Consider the following 17,217-nt stretch of genomic DNA (forward strand, 5'->3'; position numbering starts at 1 on the left):
CCATTCCGGATTGTCTTGGTGACTGCTGGCCGCATGCGGAGTTGGTGATCATCCTCGCGGGCCGGGATATGGGTCACTTTTTGAATCGTTTCACTCGATTATAGGCAGTGTTGCCCGTCACGTCAAAGCTAATGGAAAGCGGATTCCCGGATACAGGGAAAAAGTTTAGGGAGGTGCCCCTCCGGACCGCAGTTCAGGCGCAGGAAATGTACGCGGAACCCGCGTGCATCAGCCTCTACCGGTGCTGGTCCACCAGGACCGGGTTGCCGTCCGGGTCCACGACGATGAAGCTCGCCGGTCCCGCGGTCCCTGGGTCCGCTTCCGCAACGAATTCCACGCCGCGCTCCTTGAGCTCCCGCTGCAGCTCGCGCACATCGGTGAAGGAGTCCAGCGGCTCGGCATTCTGGTTCCAGCCCGGGTTGAACGTGAGCATGTTCTTCTCGAACATTCCCTGGAACAGGCCAATGACGGTCTCGCCGTTCTTCAGGATGAGCCAGTTCTGCGACATGTCACCGCCGAAACTGCTGAAGCCGAGTTTCTCGTAGAACGCGGCCGACGCCGCAAGGTCCTTGACGGTCAGGCTGACTGAGAACGCGCCGAGCTGCATGTGGTGCTCCACTCTCCGGGACGGGCTGATGCCTCTTGATGATACGGCGGGTGGCAGGGACTCACGGATGAAACTTTCAGCAATCCGGCCGGTACCGGAGCCCGGTTCTCTAAACTGGCCAAGGACCATAGCCACACCAAGAGCAAGGGAGCCAGGAATGAGCGGAGTAGTTGTTGTAGGAGTGGACGCCAGTCAGTCGGCCAGGAAAGCCGCGGAAGTTGCCCGGGACCTGGCGGAATCCCTGGGAGCTTCGCTTCACGTCGTGACCGCGTTCGAGACCGAGAACGCCGAAGTCTTCGGCAGCGGCTCGGACACGGTGCGGATTTCGAACGCCGACAGCGCCGAAATCGTCGCGAACGAACTGGGCAAATCAGGACAGGGGCCGAAGATCACCTACTCCGCAGCCCGCGGCAAACCGGCTGATTCCCTGATCAAGGAAGCCGTCCGCCTGGACGCCCGGCTGATCGTTGTGGGCAACCGGAGGATGCGCGGCATCGGCCGGCTCCTGGGCAGCGTCGCGAACAGCGTGGCGCACAACGCCCCGTGCGATGTGTACATCGCCAACACGTACGACGACTGACGGCTGAGCCACACAAGCGAACGACGACGGGACCTCCCGCCGTCGTTCGCTTGGTCGCAGCTAACTCAGTTCAGCGCAGATGTCTCTCTGTGTGCCGGAAACCTGCTCAATGGCTTCGTTTAGCGTGTAGTCATCGCTAGTGGCAGTGAACTTGACCACCCCGTTGTACAGAACGGTTGACGGGCCGCCCTCATCCGTGTCGAACAGCAGGAACAGGTTCGCGCCTGAAAGAGAGAAGTCGATCGTGCCGGTTTCGGTGTTTTCTGCTGTCCTCGTGACGGACCCCTTCGTGTCGAAAGTGACCGTCTTACGAGTTTTATAGTTGCCCACCGTCAAGGTTGTGCCGTGGCCGGCAACGATGGTGTAGATGATCCCGTCCTTCACACGGGTTGTACGCACGTCCTGGTTTCCGCCCGTTGCACTGATTGTGACGTCAAAGGTTTCACAGGCAGGATAATGCGGAACTTTACCGGCCGCCAAGGCTGGTTGTGGAGCGGCCAGGGTCCCTGCTACAAGCAGTGCAGCGGGCAACATGCCCCGCCAAATCTTAGTCATTTTGAGTACCTTTCAGGTGGTTGAGGTGCGATGTGTGCATGGCGAACATCAGTCGAGAAGCCAAGCTCTCGCCTTACAAACGGGGCGGTGCCCTATGTGCGCGCAATGGTGCGCATCGCCGACGGCTGGGATGGATCACCAAGCCATGTGTCTTCATCCTGGACTGCAAGCGTGTGATGAAACGTGTGAGCGCGGATGTATGATGCCCCATGGCCGAAGTCTGGATTCGGCTGCTCGGTAATCCTGAAATTATCCGGGCTGGGGAAAAACAGGATCAGCCGCGCGGCCGAAAGGTATGGGCGCTGCTTGCGTATCTGATTCTTGGGTCCGGCAAAGCGACGAGGCAAAGCCTTGCCTCCCTTCTGTTTCCCGATGCCGAGGATCCCTTGGGGGCTCTGCGGTGGACCTTGTCTGAGCTACGACGTGCGCTCGGTTCGGGGGTCAGATTGGGCGGCAACCCCCTCACGCTCCTCTTATCCCCTGAATCGCAATGCGATGTGGAACGTCTGCTGAATCCGTTGTCATCTGGTGTGATCGATCCTTCTGGGGCCGAAAATGAGCTGTTGGAAGGAATGTCCTTTTCCGAGTGTCCGGCTTTTGATTCCTGGCTCAACGTTGAACGTCAGCGGATAGGAATGGCAGTCCAGACTCACGTCTACGAACAGGCGTTGATCTCACTGGCCACCGACAGGCCGCAATTAGCCGCCTCGCTGGCTGCGAAAGTCGCCGGCATGGATCCATTCAATACGAACTACCAAACGGTGCTGGTCAAAGCCCTCGTGGCTGCCGGAAACCACACCGCAGCGCGCCAGCACGTCCTGTTGTGTTCTGAGAACTATAGGCGGGAGCTGGGCATAGATTTGCCTGGGGAGATCACTGAGGCCCTAGTACCTGAAAAGCGCATCCTGGCTTCATTTGTCACTGCCAGTGCGGCCACCGTTCGCGCCTATTTGGAAGCTGCCCGTGCCTCTCGGGACGCCGATGCTGTGGAAAGAGCGATTGGTCAACTCCACGCGGCCACGGAGTTGGCTGAACGGACCGGGCAGAGCGACCTTCACTCTGAAACTATGATCGCACTCGCCTACGGCTTGATCCATTCAGCGGGTGCCCGCGGCCCTGAGGTGGACACGCTGCTCCATAAGTCCCTGGCCCTCCTGCCGCAGCATGAGGCCTCGCCACTGAAAGCATCGGCCTACCTTGCACTCGGCTGGCTGGCCGCCTTGCGCGGAACGCCCGACAGCGCATTTCGGTGCCTGGACCGCGCAGAGCGCTGCGCCCAAGGCCTGCCCGGACAGCGAGCCCGGATCCTGGCGGCGCGGGGTGTCACGGAGCTGGACCTAGCGCATTACGAATCTGCTCACAATGCCCTTCAGGCATCTGCAGAACTCGCGGACGCGGCGGGAGATGGCCGCCAACAAGCCTTCGCCTTGGCGCACCGCGGCCGGGGACATCTCCTGCAGGGTGAGATAGGGCAGGCCGGCACGGCCCTGGAACGAGCTTTGGATGCCGTCAAGGCTGAGCACTGGACAGCATTTACCCCTTTCGTGGAAGCATTACTGGGCGAAGTGTTACTGGCCGAAGGGAAACTTGCTGAGGCGGCTGACCTTATTGACCATGCCACCGCCTTAGCCCATCTCTCCCGAAACAACGGCTGGATACTTGTTGCAGCGAGCGCCCAAGCCAAGCTGCACGTCCACCGCGGTGACACCGACCAAGCGCGGCAACACGTTACTCAGGCACTGGATTTGAGCCCACGATGGATGTGGGCCCGCGGCAGACTGATGGATACAGCCTGCGAAGTGGCCATGGCAGAGTTATCCTTGGATGCAGCAGAACACGCTATCCGGCTCACCTCGCTGGCGAGCCGGAGCGGGATGCGTGAGTTGGTGGTCCGGGCACACTCCCATCGAGGTGTATTGGGAGATTCAGCAGCTGCCGAAGCAGTTCCCTTCCTCGTGCAAGGTATCCAAAACCCTGCACTGAAGTCGTATCTGGCCGCCAGAAAACAACTCTCGATTCCACGTGGCGAATAACCGATCTGACTTCAAACCACTGCCACATTGCCAAGAGCAATCAGATGCGTGTTCATGGCTCCCCACCTGGCAAACAGCTCAGCCAGTGGCCTTTCATGCTGTTGCTGTTCGCGGGTGTGCCGGCCCGGTTCCAGCAGGAGTGGGAGTACCAGTCGAACTGCACCCACCGGAAGCCGCAGTGAAGCGGCCAGCGAATATGCGGCCCACACTTGTTCCGGGTCGGCCCGATAACCTGCATCACGAAGACCAGCGAGATAACCCGCCAAGACGCCAGACTCCAGCTCCGCTATGTCATCGACCGAAACATCCCCAAACGCGACCGTTGCGCTGACCAAGGGCGCCAGTTCCTCGCCCACGGCGGCTCTGCCAACGAACGCCCAATCAATTAGAACCGTCTGCTCTTCCGCCCCATGGCGTCTCGAGAACATGTTCCGACGATGCACATCGAGATGGCACAGTGTTTGCGGGAAGCTCTCAAGCAGATGGAGCCTGCAATCCCGCTCGCTCCAAAGCCGCAGGATGCCGTCGACGTCCTGGTAGACGGGGCTGATAACGGAGTCACGCCTCAGGTCTTGCAGCCGCATAATTGCTGGGCCCGCGTCTTCCAGCCACCCCCTCAGCCATTGACGGCTCAACCAGGGCATTGACCGCGGGGTGCCTTCTTCCGCAAAATGCCCGTTTAACCTCCCCAGATGATATGCGGCCAGCTTGTAGCGGGACAGCGGCCAGACTTCATCATCTGAAACGTCCTCCAGCCACAGCCATACGGTGCCATCCGGTCGAAGCATGCGGCTTAGGCATAGGGGCATCACAGTACCCGGTGACTTCTGCAGGTCACTGGAACCGTAGGCATGATATTCACGTTGGGCAAAGTTCCAGCGACCCTCATCTGCAGGCGAAGCAGGCGCGAGAACCTTGAGGATGACCGACCAGTGGCCTGCACCTTCCGAACCGGGAGTTGTGCAGCTTATGCGGTAAACGCCAACTGATTCGCCGCCTCCCCGGACAAGAGGCTGCACGTTCCATGAGCGTTCCTTAGCCAAGGTTTCCGAAATAAAGCCCGGAACCACGGCTGCGAGCAATTCCTCGTCAATGAAGTTCAAGAGCTCAGGCTCGTTCATCGGCAGGATTAGTCGGGTACAGGCGGCAGCGGCTACTACTGTCCTATTAAGTCGCGGCTTCCGCCTCCGCCAGCCTGACCGAGCGGAGCTCCTCGATCACAGCATGGGAAGGCCAATGGCTGTACGCCAATTCCCTGGCACGGCCACGATCGGCCTCCGGGAACAGCCTCTCCAGTAGCCCCACCGCGTGCAGGAGTGCGCTCAGCGCGTTGGTCCGTGGATCGACCACCGCAGGTTCCACAGACCCGGCAGCCATTGCTGCCGAAACCTTCTGGAGCAGTGCAGCCTCCGGAGCATGGTCCTTTTCCGGATACCGCGTGGTCCTGAACAGCCCCAGGTGCTTCTCGCCCACATGCTGCACAATGCCCAGCGCGGCCATCCCCTCATAGATCCGGTGCACCTCCGCACGGCTTTCCAGCATGGAAACCCAGCGCTTGGGCGTATGCGGCCGCGACTTGTGCGTGATCAGGTCCAGCTGCTGCTGGAAATCGGACTCCACCGCAGTGCCGGTGGCCCGGACGTGCCTGCCCTGCAGTTCGATGGCGCCAAGCAGATCCAGCTCGGCCAGGATGGCACCGGCCACCCCGGCCTGGAGGAAGGGCTGCGGCACATCGGGCTCGCCGTCCGCGTCATTTGTTGCCAGAAGGAGGAATGCCTGCGGAAGGTTCAGCTCCCGGGCCTTCGGAGATTGAGCGTCCATACGTCCATGGTCCCGCTGCCGGACCCCCACCACAATGACGATTTACGTGACGGAAACGCGCAGCACTAGCAGCAAGCGAAATTGCAGAGTACATTTAATGCAATCCTCCTTGCATAGTGATCTGCGTTACAGAACGGGTGGTCCTTGAACACGAACGCCGCAGAAGTGGAAGCCACCGACGCCGGAACCGCCGGTGCCGGGGACAGTTCCCAGGCCTGGCTCGGCGACGCGCTGCCGGACGTTCCGCTGACGAAGGCCCAGAGCCGGGTGGTGGAGGTGATCGCCCGCAATCCCCAGCTTTCCTCCTATGCGGACATCGCCGAGATTGCCCAGCGCGCGGACGTCAACAGCTCCACGGTGGTCCGCGCAGCCCAGCACCTGGGCTACCGCGGGTGGCCGGATCTCCAGCGGGAACTCCGCTCCCGGTACCTGGTGATGATCTCCACCGAGGACACCCTCACGGAACACGGCGAGCACCGCAGCCCGCTCCACGACGCCCTGAACCACGACATCGAAAACCTCCGCCTGACGCTGGACTCCAACACAGCCGACGACGCCGAGGCCGCCATTGCGGCAATGGCCGCCGCCAAGTCCATCACCGTCGTCGGGATTGGCTCATTCGCCGGCCCCGCCAGCGTGATGGCCCACCTCGGCGCCACGATGGGGTACCCCATCTCCCTGGAGAACCGCGGCGGCGTGCACCTGGCCTCCAGCACCAACACCCTCGGCGAAGGCGACGTACTGGTGGTCATCAACATGTGGCGTTCGGTGCGGCAGATCATCGTGGCCGCCGAAGCCGCCAAGCAGGCCGGCGCCACGGTCATCGCCATCAGCGACATGCGCCGCGGCCGCCTGGCAGCTGTCGCCGACCACCTGCTGGTGGTGGCCTCGGAAGGCATCTCCTTCTTCCAGTCCGTCACCGCCGCCAATTCCCTGGTCTACGGCCTGCTCGCGGGGATGGAGGCGGCGCACCCGGAACGCAGCCGCGCCGCCATCCGCCGCACCCAGCAGCTGTGGAAAGACCTGGACATCTACCTCGACTAAACTCCCCTATCCAGCACTTCAGGAGCACCTCCCCATGAACCAGAACACCCGGCGGATCGCCGTCATCGGCCTCGGCGCCATGGGCGGAGCCATGGCCGCCACCCTGCACAAGGCCGGCTGGGACGTCACCGGCTTCGACCCCTCGGACACGGCACGGTCAGCAGCGGAAGCAGCCGGCATCACCACCACCGCCACCCTCGGAGACGTCGCCGGAACCCCCTACGCCGTGCTCTCCCTGCCCGCCGCTAAAATCGTGGAAACAACCGTCCCCCAGCTCCTGGCAGCACCCGGGACGGTCGCGATCATCGACACCACCACCTCCGAGCCAGCCACCAGCAAGCAGATGGCCGAACTCGCCGAGGCCCAGGGCGCAGCCTTCGTTGACGCCCCGGTCTCCGGCGGCCGCGACGGCGCCGCAACAGGGTCGCTGAGCGCTTTCGTCGGCGCAACGGACGCAGCCCTTGAAGCAGCCGAGCCCGTCCTCCTCGCCCTCACCGGCGGCAAGTACAGCCACATCGGCGGCCCCGGCAGCGGCAACGTGGTCAAGCTCCTCAATAACGTCCTCGCGGCGGCCAACCTGGCCTCCGTGGGCGAAGCCCTGGGCGTTGCGAAGGCCTACGGCATCGACCCCGCCAAAGCAGCCGCAAGCATCAGTGATGCCTCCGGCGGCAGCAAGGTCTCCGCGAACATGTACCCCAACTGGGTGCTCACCGGCAGCCACGATTCCGGCTTCTCGCTGGGCCTGATGGCCCGCGATGCAGCCCTCGCCGTGGACGTTGCCGCACAGATCGGCGAAACGCCGTCCCTGCTCGCCGCCGTCGCCAACCAGTGGCAGGACGCCCTGGCAGTCCTCGGACCAGGTGCGGACTTCACCGAAATCGCCCGCCTGGTTGCTCCGGCCATCACCCCGGCGGGAGCACCGGGCGCCGCCACCACGGCCGGCACCACTTCCCCTGCCTAACCCCAGGCACCAGCCGCCTCATCCCCAGCACCAAAGGACCCCACCTTGAGCATCACCACAGCACCAACCTCCTCCTCGGCAGCAACCGCCAAAGCAGTCCTGGACGCAGCATTCCCGGGCGGCCTGGGCGCGTTCGTTGACGGCCGCCCGCTTCCCGGCAGCGGCGAGGGCATCACCCTCACCGCAGCCGCCACCGGCGAAGCCTTTGCCTCCTACGCGGACGCAGGTCCCGAAGGCGCCGAGGCCATCCTGGAAAGTTCGACGGCGGGCGCGGCCGTCTGGGGCGCGATGAACGGTTTCGAGCGGGCTGCCATCCTCCGCAACGTCAGCCGCGCCGTGGAACAGCACGGGGAAGAGCTGGCCATCCTGGAGTCCGCCACCACGGGCAAACCCATCCGGGACGCCCGGGTGGAGGCCGCCAAGGTGGCCGAAATGTTCGGCTACTACGCCGGCTGGGCGGACAAGCTGACCGGCCAGACCATCCCGGTCCCCGGGAACTGGCACACCTACACGGAGCGCGTGCCGTGGGGCGTCGTCGTCGCCATCACCCCGTGGAACGCTCCCCTGTTCACGGCCGGCTGGAACTCCGCCGCACCCCTGGCCGCGGGCAACGCGGTGATTATCAAACCCAGCGAATTCACCCCGGCCTCCTCGGTCCGGCTCGCCCAGATCGCCCACGAAGCAGGTCTCCCAGCGGGCGTCTTCAACGTGGCCGCCGGGCTCGGCCAGACCGTCGGCGCCACCCTCACCACGGACCGGCGCGTGGGCAAGGTCAGCTTCATCGGCTCGGTCCCCACCGGGCGCCGCGTGGCCGTCGCCGCCGCCCAGGCCGGGATACCCGCCCTGCTGGAACTCGGCGGCAAGAGCGCCAACATCGTTTTCGCCGACGCCGACCTGGACCGGGCCGCGGACGGCGCCATCTCGGCGATCTTCTCGGGTGCGGGCCAGTCCTGCGTTGCCGGGTCACGGCTCCTGGTGGAGCGCAGCGTGCACGCAGAGTTCGTGGAAATGGTCGCCGCGAAGGCCGCCCGCCTGCGCGTGGGCGACCCGCTCAGCGCGGACACCGAGGTGGGCCCCATCATCACCGCCCAGCAGTTTGCCACCGTCAACACCCTCATCGAGGCCGGCATGGACGACGGCGGCCGCCGGCTCACCGGGGCCGCGCTTCCGGAGGCACTGGCCGGGTCAGGCCTCGCAGGCGGACACTGGGTTATGCCCACGCTGCTCGACGGCGTCACACCGGCCAACCGCCTGGAAACCACGGAGGTCTTCGGACCGGTGGTGGGCGCCGACGCGTTCGATACCGAGGCTGAGGCCATCGCCCGCGCCAACAACACCAACTTCGGCCTGGCCGGCGCGGTGTGGACCTCCGATGTATCCCGCGCCCACCACATCGCCCGGGAGGTGAAGGCCGGCACGTTCTGGATCAACTCCTACAAAACCATCCACGTGGCCGTTCCCTTCGGCGGCTTCGGCGACTCCGGCCACGGACGCTCCTCCGGCCCGGGCGTCCTGGACGAGTACACCCAGACCAAGGCCGTCTGGGTGCCCACCCGCGCGGCCGGCGCGCCGTTCCCGTCCCTGTCCTACTAAAGGAAAGCCCCGCCAGATCAAGGGAGATGTCCATGGAACTGACTGACACAACCACCGCAACAGGTGCCCTCCGCGCCGCCCTGGCGGACGCCGTCGAACGCTGGAAACCCCGCGTCCAGGCCGTGGCAAAGGAGATCCACGCGCTCAAGGAAATCTCCTTCGAGGAGGTCCGCTCGGCCGGGGCCATCGCCGCCCTGCTGGAGGAGAGCGGATTCGACGTGGAGCGCGGCACCGCCGGCCTTCCCACGGCGTTCAGTGCGAGCGCCGGAAGCGGTGACCTCACCGTGGCCCTGTGTGTGGAATACGACGCACTGCCGGAGATCGGACATGCCTGCGGGCACAACCTGATCGCCGGCGCGTCCGTGGCCGCCGCCCTTGCCCTGAAGCCGTTCGTGGACGAGCTGGGCATCACCCTGAAAGCCATCGGCACCCCTGCCGAGGAGCACGGCGGCGGCAAGGCACTGATGCTGGAGCGCGGGGCGTTCGACGGCGTGGGGCTGGCTTTGATGGTCCACCCCGTCCAGGACGGAATCACCTACAACCCGGCGGGCACCAGCGCGCAGGCCGTGGGCCGATACCAGGCAACGTTCACCGGCAAAGCCGCCCACGCGGCGGCGGCCCCGCACCAGGGCATCAACGCCGCGGATGCCGCCGTGCTGAGCCAGGTGGCCATCGGCCTGCTCCGCCAGCAGATCCCCGCCGACCACCGGATCGCCTGCTTCGTGGCCGAGGCCGGACACGTCACCAACATCATCCCCGAAAAAGCCGTGGTCCAGTTCGAGTGCCGGGCCTTCACGCTGCCGGAATACGAGGCACTGCATCAACGCGTCCGGAACTGCTTCGAAGGCGCCGCGCTGGCCACCGGAACCACGCTAACCATCGAGGAAGCCGAGCCGCTCTACGAACCCCTGCTCCAGGACGATGCGCTGGCCGCACACTGGACCGACGCAATGAAGGCATTCGGCAAGGACACGTCCCGCTCCTCCGGACTGAGCGGCGGCTCCACCGACATGGGCAACATCTCCCAGGTCATCCCGTCACTTCACCCCTGGCTGAGCATTCCGGGCGCCAACGTGCCCATCCACTCGCATGCTTTCGCGGCGCTTGCGGATTCCCCCGAGGCATACGGGGTGATGTTCCAGGCGGCCACAGCGCTGGCCTGGACCGTCGCCGGCGCCGCCTCAACCCCCACCGAGCGGGAACGCTTCACCAAAGCCGCGTACCGCCGTCGTACTGTCACCCAGGAAGGCACATCATGAGCACTACCAAAACGGCCCGGATCGACAAGGCCGGCACCAGGCTGACGGTCCCGATTGCCGCCCTGGCCTTCGTCATTGCGCTGGCGGTCCAGTTCATCGGGCAGGCGAAAATCGACGTCGGAATCGGCGCCATCATCATCTTCCCCATGGTGTGGGGCCTCATCCTGGGCCTGCTGGTCTCGGTCCAGAAATTTAAGCCCCTGGGCCTTGACCTCCAGCGCGTTGCGGCGGCCCTGGTGGGCGTCGCCGTGCTGCTCCTGGTGGCCCGGCTGGCCTTCAACATCGGCCCCAGCCTGCCCACCCTGCTCAAGGCAGGCCCGGCGCTGCTCCTCCAGGAAGTGGGCCACCTGCTGGGCACCATCGTGCTGGCCCTGCCGCTGGCCGTCCTGCTCCGGATGGGCAGGGCAACCGTGGGCGCCACGTTCTCTTTGGACCGTGAGCCGTCCTTCGCCATGGTGTCCGAGAAGTACGGGCCGGATTCGGACCAGTACCGCGGGGTGCTGGCGATGTACGTTTTCGGCACGCTGTTCGGCGCCGTGTTCATCACGCTGCTGACGTCCCTCGTTGCCAACTGGAAGATCTTCGATCCGCTGGCCCTCGCCATGGGCGCCGGCGTGGGGTCCGGATCCATGATGGCTGCCTCCGCGGCCAGCATTGTGGCCGCCTACCCGGCGGACCAGGAGGCAATCCTGGGCATGGCCGCCGTGTCCAACCTGATCACTACCGTGCTGGGCGTCTACGTGGGTATCTACGTCGCGCTGCCGCTGGCTGACCGTTTCTACAAGGCACTGACCCGCAAACAGGAAGCCCGCCAGGAAGCCGCTGTTACGGCAGGCGCCCCGGCCGAACGCACCGTCGCCGACCTGGACCGCGAGGCCGCCCAGGCAGAGGAGAACCGCCGGTTCCGCGAGCGCGTTGCGGAATCCTCCGCGGCCATGAAACTGCCCCTGTGGCTGTCCCTGTCCGTGCTGACCATCCTGGGCATCGGCACGGCGTCCGTGGCGGCCAAGGGGTTCAGCCTGAGTATAGTGGCCGGGTACGCCATCATGCTGGCCCTGGTTTTGGTGAGCATCGCGCTGGCTAAGGCCACCCGGAAGATCTCGGCAATCATCTTCGTCACCACCCTCGGCGCGTACATTTCCAGCCCCTGGTTCTTCGGCGCGGAAGCACTCAACGCCGCCGTCAAGACCGTGGACTTCCTGTCCATCGCCACGGTGATGCTGACGCTCGCCGGCCTGTCCCTGGGCAAGGACATCCCGCTGCTGAAGAACATCGGCTGGAAGATCATCCCCGTGGGCCTGGTGGCCATTACGGCGTCCTTCCTGCTCTCCACCGTGATCGCGGAGTTCGCATTGGGTCTCTGGCAGTAAGGGGTCTCTGGCAGTAAGGGCAGCGGGCATGGCGGACTCGAGGGGCAGCCATCCAAGAGTCGGGTGGCTGAAAGACGAGTACACACCACGCATGCCCGCTCCCCCCGCTCCCCCGTAGCGTCCGTTAGAAGTCCTGCGGCACAGTGCGCGCAGGAGGGCTGACGGGCCGGAGGCGCTATGGGGCATGACGGTGGCATCCCGGGCGGCGGGCCATGACCGACGACGGCGACGTCCGGCCCCTCCTGGACAAGACGGTTTTGGCAAGGCTGCGCGCCGACCTTGATGATGATGAGGGTGTCTGGCGGGTCTTTGTGCAGGACTTCATCGCGCACCTGCCCCAGCGGCTCCAGCGGCTGCGCCTCGCCCTCACCACAGGGGACCTTCCCGGGTCCATCGATGCCGTTCTCAGCCTCAAGACCTCAAGCCAGATGGTGGGCGCCGAACGCCTCGCAAGCCTTGCCCTCGACCTGGAACTGAACATCCGGGAGGAGTCCCGCACCACCGACCCCGCCATCGCGCTGCCCCGGCTGGCGGCGGACCATCTTCGGGGCATCAAGCAGTGCGCGCAGCGGACCACCAACCTCCTGCAGGCCCACCTCCAGGAACGGCCAGGCCGGAACTGACTTCTTCCCCCACGCAGGGGCTCATCCGCCGTATCGGCCAAGGGCTGGGGAGCGGGCCACCTGGATCATTGGTATTACTCCGGGAAGCCATGCGCCCAACACGGCCAGCGCACTAATCCAGGTTGTTCCCTGCCGTTTCGAGCCCGCACCCCGCACCGCTTAAATGTTATCCGGGGTCAGCCACCGCTCGTGGTCAGTTCCTGGAAACGTCAGGTGGAGGCGTCCCTCTCGATCTCTTCGGCGAGTTCGTCCACCTCTTCGGGACGCATGTCGATGCCTTCCTCCTCGAACCGTTCCTCAAGCACATGGCTCACGTCGTCCTGGACATGGCCCAGGCGGATCTCGTCCTTAACTTCCTCGGCGATGCTTTCGGGAGTCTCGGTGTGGAAAACGTCCTCCCCGCTGTCGTCGTCAAACGGGGCATCCGGGGTATCTGTCGACTCAGTCATACCCCATCGTCGCCATGGTTTTTCAAGCCGTCAAGAACGAAAAAGGGAACGGACGACGTCGGGAACCTCCCGTCGTCGTCCGTTCTCCCGCGCCTTACTTCAGCAGCGCTTCACGCACCACGCCCGGTTCGAACCGGGCGCCGGCGCCCGGGAAGGTGGGCACCTCGATTCGGGCGTGCGTGTGGATTTCGTTGACGGTCGCCTTGGTGTGCCCGGCGATTTTCTCCATGGTGGTCACCCACATGCCGTCCATGGCCTTCACGCGCTCGATCAGCTGTTCCAGGGCCACTGCCTTGGATGGCCGGCCGGAGATGAACGGGTGGTTGGTCAGGACGAAGCAGCTGCCCTGGGAGTGGTGGGCCTCGGCCTCGAGGGTCCACATCTCGAGGACCTTTGCAGGGCTTTCGATGACGCCGCTGCCGGTCACGCCGGGGTAGAAGGCGTACTGTTCCCAGTCGTCCAGGGTCCAGTCCACGGGGATCTCCACGATGTCCCGGGGATCGTCCGCGGCGACGGCGAAGCGGTAGGGGGCGTCGCCGTCGAGCAGGCTCGAATCGTAGAGGAACCCGCGGTCGGCCAGCAGGCCGGGTGAGTGCCAGTTCAGCTCCCACCAGGGGGCCCTGTAGCCTACGGGGCGGACGCCTGCTACTTTCGCCAGCGCCTCCAGCCCGCGGTCCAGGTAGGCGGCCTCGGTGGCGGCGTCGATGCCCTGCATGGGTTCGTGCAGGTAGCCGTGGTGCGCCACCTCGTGCCCGCCGTCGACGATCCGCCGCACTACGTCGGGGTAGGACTCGGCGGTGAAGCCGGGGATGAAGAAGGTGGCCTGGATGTCCTGCCGCTCCAGGATCTTCAGGAGCCGCGGCACTGCCACCTTGGGCCCGTAGGACTGGTGGGTCATCAGCGACATCCGGCGTGTGCTGGTGGGATCGTGGGCGATGGTGCAGGACTCGGCATCCACGTCGAAGGTGAAGGACGCGGCTGCCTTGAAGCCCTCGGGCCAGGTGATCGGGTGCAGGAGGTCCGCAATGGCGGGCTGGTTCACGATGGATCCTTTCGGCGGGCGCAGAGCGCCCGCCCGGGAGAGATAGGGACTGGCGGGGCCGGTCAGAGGACCGGGATGACGGTGGTGCTGCCGGCGCTCTCGGACTTTGGAACGTCCTTGTTCTTAAGGCCGATGTACCGGACATGGGCCCTCGGGCCGAGGACTGCGTAGACGGCGGCGCTGGTCAGGCCGCCTGCCAGCCAGGACAGATCCCAGCCGCCCAGGGCCACGGCGATGGGGCCCTGCATGACGGGGATGAGGCCGTACATAAACAGCCACGTGGCGAAGATGCCGGCCAGGAGGGAGGTGACGCCCGCCCAGTTGATGGAGGGCAGCCGGTGGGTGCCGACGCCGTCGAACAGCCGGTCGGGATCGCCCGGCCAGCGCTTGTCCAGCCAGAAGTAGTGCACCAGCATCACGCCGCCCCAGGCGGCCACCCAGGCCACCAGGCCGATCAGCCAGGCGTCGAGGACCGCGGCGAAGTCCTCCTGGAAGATGAAGAAGACGACTGCGATGAGCGAGAAGACGCCGACGAACAGATTCAGTTTGCGGCGGCTGATGGAGATGTCCAGGGCCTGGGTAGCCACCGAGAAGGTGTAGATGTTCAGGATGTTGGTGGCGATGGGGCCGTGGAGCACCATCAGCAGCACCGGCAGTGCCAGGACGCCGAAGTTCTGCACGATGAGCTTGCCGGGATCCACCTCGCCGCTGTTCGTGGCCAGGCTGGCGCCCAGCACTCCGAGCCAGACCACCGGGATGAACTGGCCCAGGACGGACGCCAGGTAGACCTTGCGCTTGGGCACTTCGGTGCTGACGAAGCGGGAGTAGTCGGCGGCGTAGGTGAACCAGGTGATGCCCCAGCCGATGCCGATGGCGGTCATCACGGCACTCATCGCGGCGATGCGCTCGGAGCCTTCCAGGACCTGGCCGGCCGGACCGGCGTAGCCCCAGTCGATCTCCATGCCGAACCAGGCCACCGCGGACATAACGGCCAGAATGATGATGGTGGGCGGAACCGTCCACTTTTCAAAGGCGGCGATTGCCTTGTAGCCGAACCAAGCGATGGCCACCTGGGCGGCCATGATGGCGGTGGCGACGCCGATCTTCCAGGCGTAGTTCTGGGCTTCCGGGTCCACCCAGCCAAGGGTTCCGAAGAGCGCCATCACCAGGTCCAGGATGATCCACGTGTTGACCGCGCACCAGCCGATAACCAACAGTGCCTGGATGGCGGCCGGCAGGTAGTTGCCCCGCCGGCCGAATGCCGCGCGGGCCAGGACCATGCCGGTGGCGCCGGTCTTCTGGCCGAGGAGGACAAAGCAGCCGAAGAGGAGCATGCCGATCAAGTTGCCCAGGACCAGGACGGTGACCGTGTCGGCGAAGCCAAGCCCGAGGTGGATGCCGAGAGCCCCCAGCACCCAGTTGATGGGTGCCAGGTTGGCACCCGCCCAGATCCAGAACTGGCCGGATACTTTGCGGGTCCGCGCCGACTCGGGAATGGGCTGGAGCCAGGCTTCGTGGTCTTCAGTGCTGTGGCTTTGCGTGCTCTGGTTTCCTGCGGCAGCAGCGCGCCTTTGCGCTGCTGAAGAAAGCTTTTCTTGCATGGGAGCCTCCAGGAGGTGAATGAGTACTTCAAGGCTATGTGGCACCCATCACAAGCAACAAGATACGATGTGTCTAACACATCACCACTAATCCATACGGAACGTCATGTCAGTCTCCCTCGGCGATATTCTCGCCCACCCCGTCCTTGCTGCCGCCGATCCCGTGGTCCACTCCCCCGGCACCATGGCGGAGCACCCGGTGCGCTGGGTCCACTCCAGCGAGGTGCTGGACATCGCTCCCCTGCTGCGCGGCGGCGAGCTGCTGCTGTGCGGCGGCATCACCCTGGCATCGGCAAGCGCGGAGAAGCGGGCCGCCTACGTCCGTGAACTGGCGCAACGCGGCATCGCTGCCCTCGCCGTGGAGACCGGCGGCGTGCTGCCGGAGATCCCCGCGGACATGCTGGAGGCGGCGAAGGAGCACGGCCTGGCCGTCGTGGAGCTGCGCAAGGTGGTGCCGTTCGTCGGCGTTATGCAGGCCATCAACTCGATCCTGGTGAGCGAATCCGTGGGGCACCTGCAGCAGGCCGACGCCGCCACCAGGGCCATGGCCGCGGAGTTGGCGCACGGCGCGTCGCTGGACCAGATCCTTGGCGTGCTGGCCGGCATCATCAGCTCGGCGGTGAAACTTGTCTCACCGTGGGGCGTTGCCCTGGGCAGCGCTGTGCCGGCCGGCTGGCAGGGAAAGGACGACGGCGGCAGCGGCCAAGATGCGCAGGATGGCCGCGGAGAGGTGGCTGGGGGGACAGTGATAACCGTGGACATTCCCGTCCGCGGTGTGCTGATGGGCCGGCTGGAGGTGGACGTTCCCGAGGGTGTGGACACGGGCCTGGCACGGGTGGCCGGCGACCGTGCGGTGGACATCCTGGGCCTGGCGCTCCTGCAGCACATGCCGCCCGGGCTGCATGCGCAGGCCGGGGCGGAACTCATGCGGGCGGTCCTGACCGCCGCGCCGGCGTGGCGCCTGGAGCAGCTGGCTCCGGGTGCCGGATTTCCGGCGGATACCCCGGCGGTGGTGGCGGCCATCCATGCCGCATCGCCCCAAAGGCTCCGCCGCGTGATCGAGTCATTCCTGAGCTCCAGCCGGATCCCCAGCGCCGCCTACCTGGATGATGCCGAGCTGGTGGTGATGATCGCGCTGCCCCCTGCCGATCCTGCCGGCGGGCGGCGGAAGCTCCTGGCGTCCCTGGAAGGGCTGGACGGCGACCATGATGCAGCAATAGCAGTGGGGCCGCCGGCAGCCGGGGTGGCTGAAGCCGCCTGGTCACTGGCCGAAGCGCGGCGGGCCCTGGATGTGCGGCAGATCCGCCGCCGGAACGCATCCCCGCGCAGGCGGCACCCGTCCCGCAGCCTGGTGGTGATTGATGCGGAAGACACCGCCGTGGAGAGCCTTGCCCTGACAGGCATTGAGGCTTCGGCGCGGGCGGCGTTTGTCAGCCGGCACCTGAAGGCGCTGCTGGACCACGATGCGCAGCGCCAGTCGCAGCTGCTGGAGACCCTGCAGGTGTGGCTGGATTCCGGGTGCAACACGGCGCAGTCGGCGCGGGAGCTGCACCTGGAGCGGCAGTCGATGCACCACCGGCTGCAGCGGATCTTCGAGCTGTGCGGGGGCGACCCGCGGGGCACCGGCAGGCTGGCGGCCCTGCACCTGGCGGCGCGGATGGCCGTGCTGCCCTAGGGTG

General features: G+C 65.5%; 16 protein-coding genes. 9 read left to right on the forward strand and 7 right to left on the reverse strand.

The features are described from left to right. Positions 1-235: 235 nt before the first annotated feature. Positions 236-607: a VOC family protein gene (locus tag ACZ9BC_RS08970; RefSeq protein WP_476245617.1), complete on the reverse strand. Its 372-nt coding sequence runs from the start codon at positions 605-607 to the stop codon at positions 236-238. 157 nt (positions 608-764) lie between these two features. On the opposite strand from ACZ9BC_RS08970, the gene ACZ9BC_RS08975 reads away from it, so the two are divergent. Continuing rightward, positions 765-1,187 (forward strand): universal stress protein, encoded by a 423-nt coding sequence (locus ACZ9BC_RS08975; RefSeq protein ID WP_476245618.1) that lies wholly within the window; start codon positions 765-767, stop codon positions 1,185-1,187. Between the two features lie 60 nt (positions 1,188-1,247). Here the strand turns inward: ACZ9BC_RS08975 and ACZ9BC_RS08980 are convergent, their stop codons facing one another. After that, positions 1,248-1,742: a hypothetical protein gene (locus ACZ9BC_RS08980; protein ID WP_476245619.1), complete on the reverse strand. Its 495-nt coding sequence runs from the start codon at positions 1,740-1,742 to the stop codon at positions 1,248-1,250. Between the two features lie 209 nt (positions 1,743-1,951). On the opposite strand from ACZ9BC_RS08980, the gene ACZ9BC_RS08985 reads away from it, so the two are divergent. Continuing rightward, positions 1,952-3,775, forward strand: a complete 1,824-nt coding sequence (locus tag ACZ9BC_RS08985; RefSeq protein ID WP_476245620.1) for an AfsR/SARP family transcriptional regulator — start codon at positions 1,952-1,954, stop codon at positions 3,773-3,775. A gap of 11 nt (positions 3,776-3,786) precedes the next feature. Here ACZ9BC_RS08985 and ACZ9BC_RS08990 read toward each other — a convergent pair whose 3' ends face one another. Together ACZ9BC_RS08990 and ACZ9BC_RS08995 are read right to left on the reverse strand one after the other, a co-directional pair. Further along, complete coding sequence (locus tag ACZ9BC_RS08990) at positions 3,787-4,878, reverse strand: phosphotransferase (RefSeq protein ID WP_476245621.1); 1,092 nt, start codon at positions 4,876-4,878, stop codon at positions 3,787-3,789. 64 nt (positions 4,879-4,942) lie between these two features. Further along, on the reverse strand, positions 4,943-5,596 hold the full coding sequence (locus ACZ9BC_RS08995) for a GOLPH3/VPS74 family protein (protein ID WP_476245622.1): 654 nt from the start codon (positions 5,594-5,596) through the stop codon (positions 4,943-4,945). 144 nt (positions 5,597-5,740) lie between these two features. Here ACZ9BC_RS08995 and ACZ9BC_RS09000 point away from each other — a divergent pair, with 144 nt between their 5' ends. The 6 genes from ACZ9BC_RS09000 (at position 5,741) to ACZ9BC_RS09025 (ending at position 12,446) form a co-directional block, all read left to right on the forward strand. Beyond that, the gene (locus ACZ9BC_RS09000) at positions 5,741-6,640 is read left to right on the forward strand and encodes a MurR/RpiR family transcriptional regulator (RefSeq protein ID WP_476245623.1); all 900 of its coding nucleotides are present in this window, start codon (positions 5,741-5,743) and stop codon (positions 6,638-6,640) included. A gap of 34 nt (positions 6,641-6,674) precedes the next feature. After that, the gene (locus tag ACZ9BC_RS09005; RefSeq protein ID WP_476245624.1) at positions 6,675-7,601 is read left to right on the forward strand and encodes an NAD(P)-dependent oxidoreductase; all 927 of its coding nucleotides are present in this window, start codon (positions 6,675-6,677) and stop codon (positions 7,599-7,601) included. Positions 7,602-7,646: 45 nt separating this feature from the next. Beyond that, positions 7,647-9,194, forward strand: coding sequence for an aldehyde dehydrogenase family protein (locus ACZ9BC_RS09010; protein WP_476245625.1), 1,548 nt, complete (start codon positions 7,647-7,649; stop codon positions 9,192-9,194). A 32-nt stretch (positions 9,195-9,226) separates the two neighbouring features. Beyond that, the gene (locus tag ACZ9BC_RS09015; protein ID WP_476245626.1) at positions 9,227-10,453 is read left to right on the forward strand and encodes an amidohydrolase; all 1,227 of its coding nucleotides are present in this window, start codon (positions 9,227-9,229) and stop codon (positions 10,451-10,453) included. After that, positions 10,450-11,823, forward strand: a complete 1,374-nt coding sequence (locus ACZ9BC_RS09020; RefSeq protein ID WP_476245627.1) for a DUF3100 domain-containing protein — start codon at positions 10,450-10,452, stop codon at positions 11,821-11,823. Before ACZ9BC_RS09015 ends, ACZ9BC_RS09020 begins: the two co-directional genes overlap by 4 nt. Before the next feature lie 212 nt (positions 11,824-12,035). Further along, entirely contained in the window at positions 12,036-12,446 is a 411-nt protein-coding gene (locus ACZ9BC_RS09025; protein WP_476245628.1) for an Hpt domain-containing protein, read from the forward strand. A 209-nt stretch (positions 12,447-12,655) separates the two neighbouring features. Here the strand turns inward: ACZ9BC_RS09025 and ACZ9BC_RS09030 are convergent, their stop codons facing one another. The 3 genes from ACZ9BC_RS09030 to ACZ9BC_RS09040 form a co-directional block, all read right to left on the reverse strand. Continuing rightward, positions 12,656-12,895: a hypothetical protein gene (locus tag ACZ9BC_RS09030; protein ID WP_476245629.1), complete on the reverse strand. Its 240-nt coding sequence runs from the start codon at positions 12,893-12,895 to the stop codon at positions 12,656-12,658. A gap of 94 nt (positions 12,896-12,989) precedes the next feature. Further along, positions 12,990-13,937, reverse strand: a complete 948-nt coding sequence (locus ACZ9BC_RS09035; protein ID WP_476245630.1) for a polysaccharide deacetylase family protein — start codon at positions 13,935-13,937, stop codon at positions 12,990-12,992. A 62-nt stretch (positions 13,938-13,999) separates the two neighbouring features. Continuing rightward, the gene (locus tag ACZ9BC_RS09040; RefSeq protein WP_476245631.1) at positions 14,000-15,538 is read right to left on the reverse strand and encodes a purine-cytosine permease family protein; all 1,539 of its coding nucleotides are present in this window, start codon (positions 15,536-15,538) and stop codon (positions 14,000-14,002) included. 106 nt (positions 15,539-15,644) lie between these two features. Between ACZ9BC_RS09040 and ACZ9BC_RS09045 the strand changes: the two genes are divergently transcribed. Next, a complete protein-coding gene (locus ACZ9BC_RS09045; RefSeq protein WP_476245632.1) occupies positions 15,645-17,213 on the forward strand; it encodes a PucR family transcriptional regulator in 1,569 nt (522 codons plus the stop codon). Positions 17,214-17,217: the final 4 nt, after the last annotated feature.

This window comes from Pseudarthrobacter sp. TE3704, assembly GCF_056279405.1.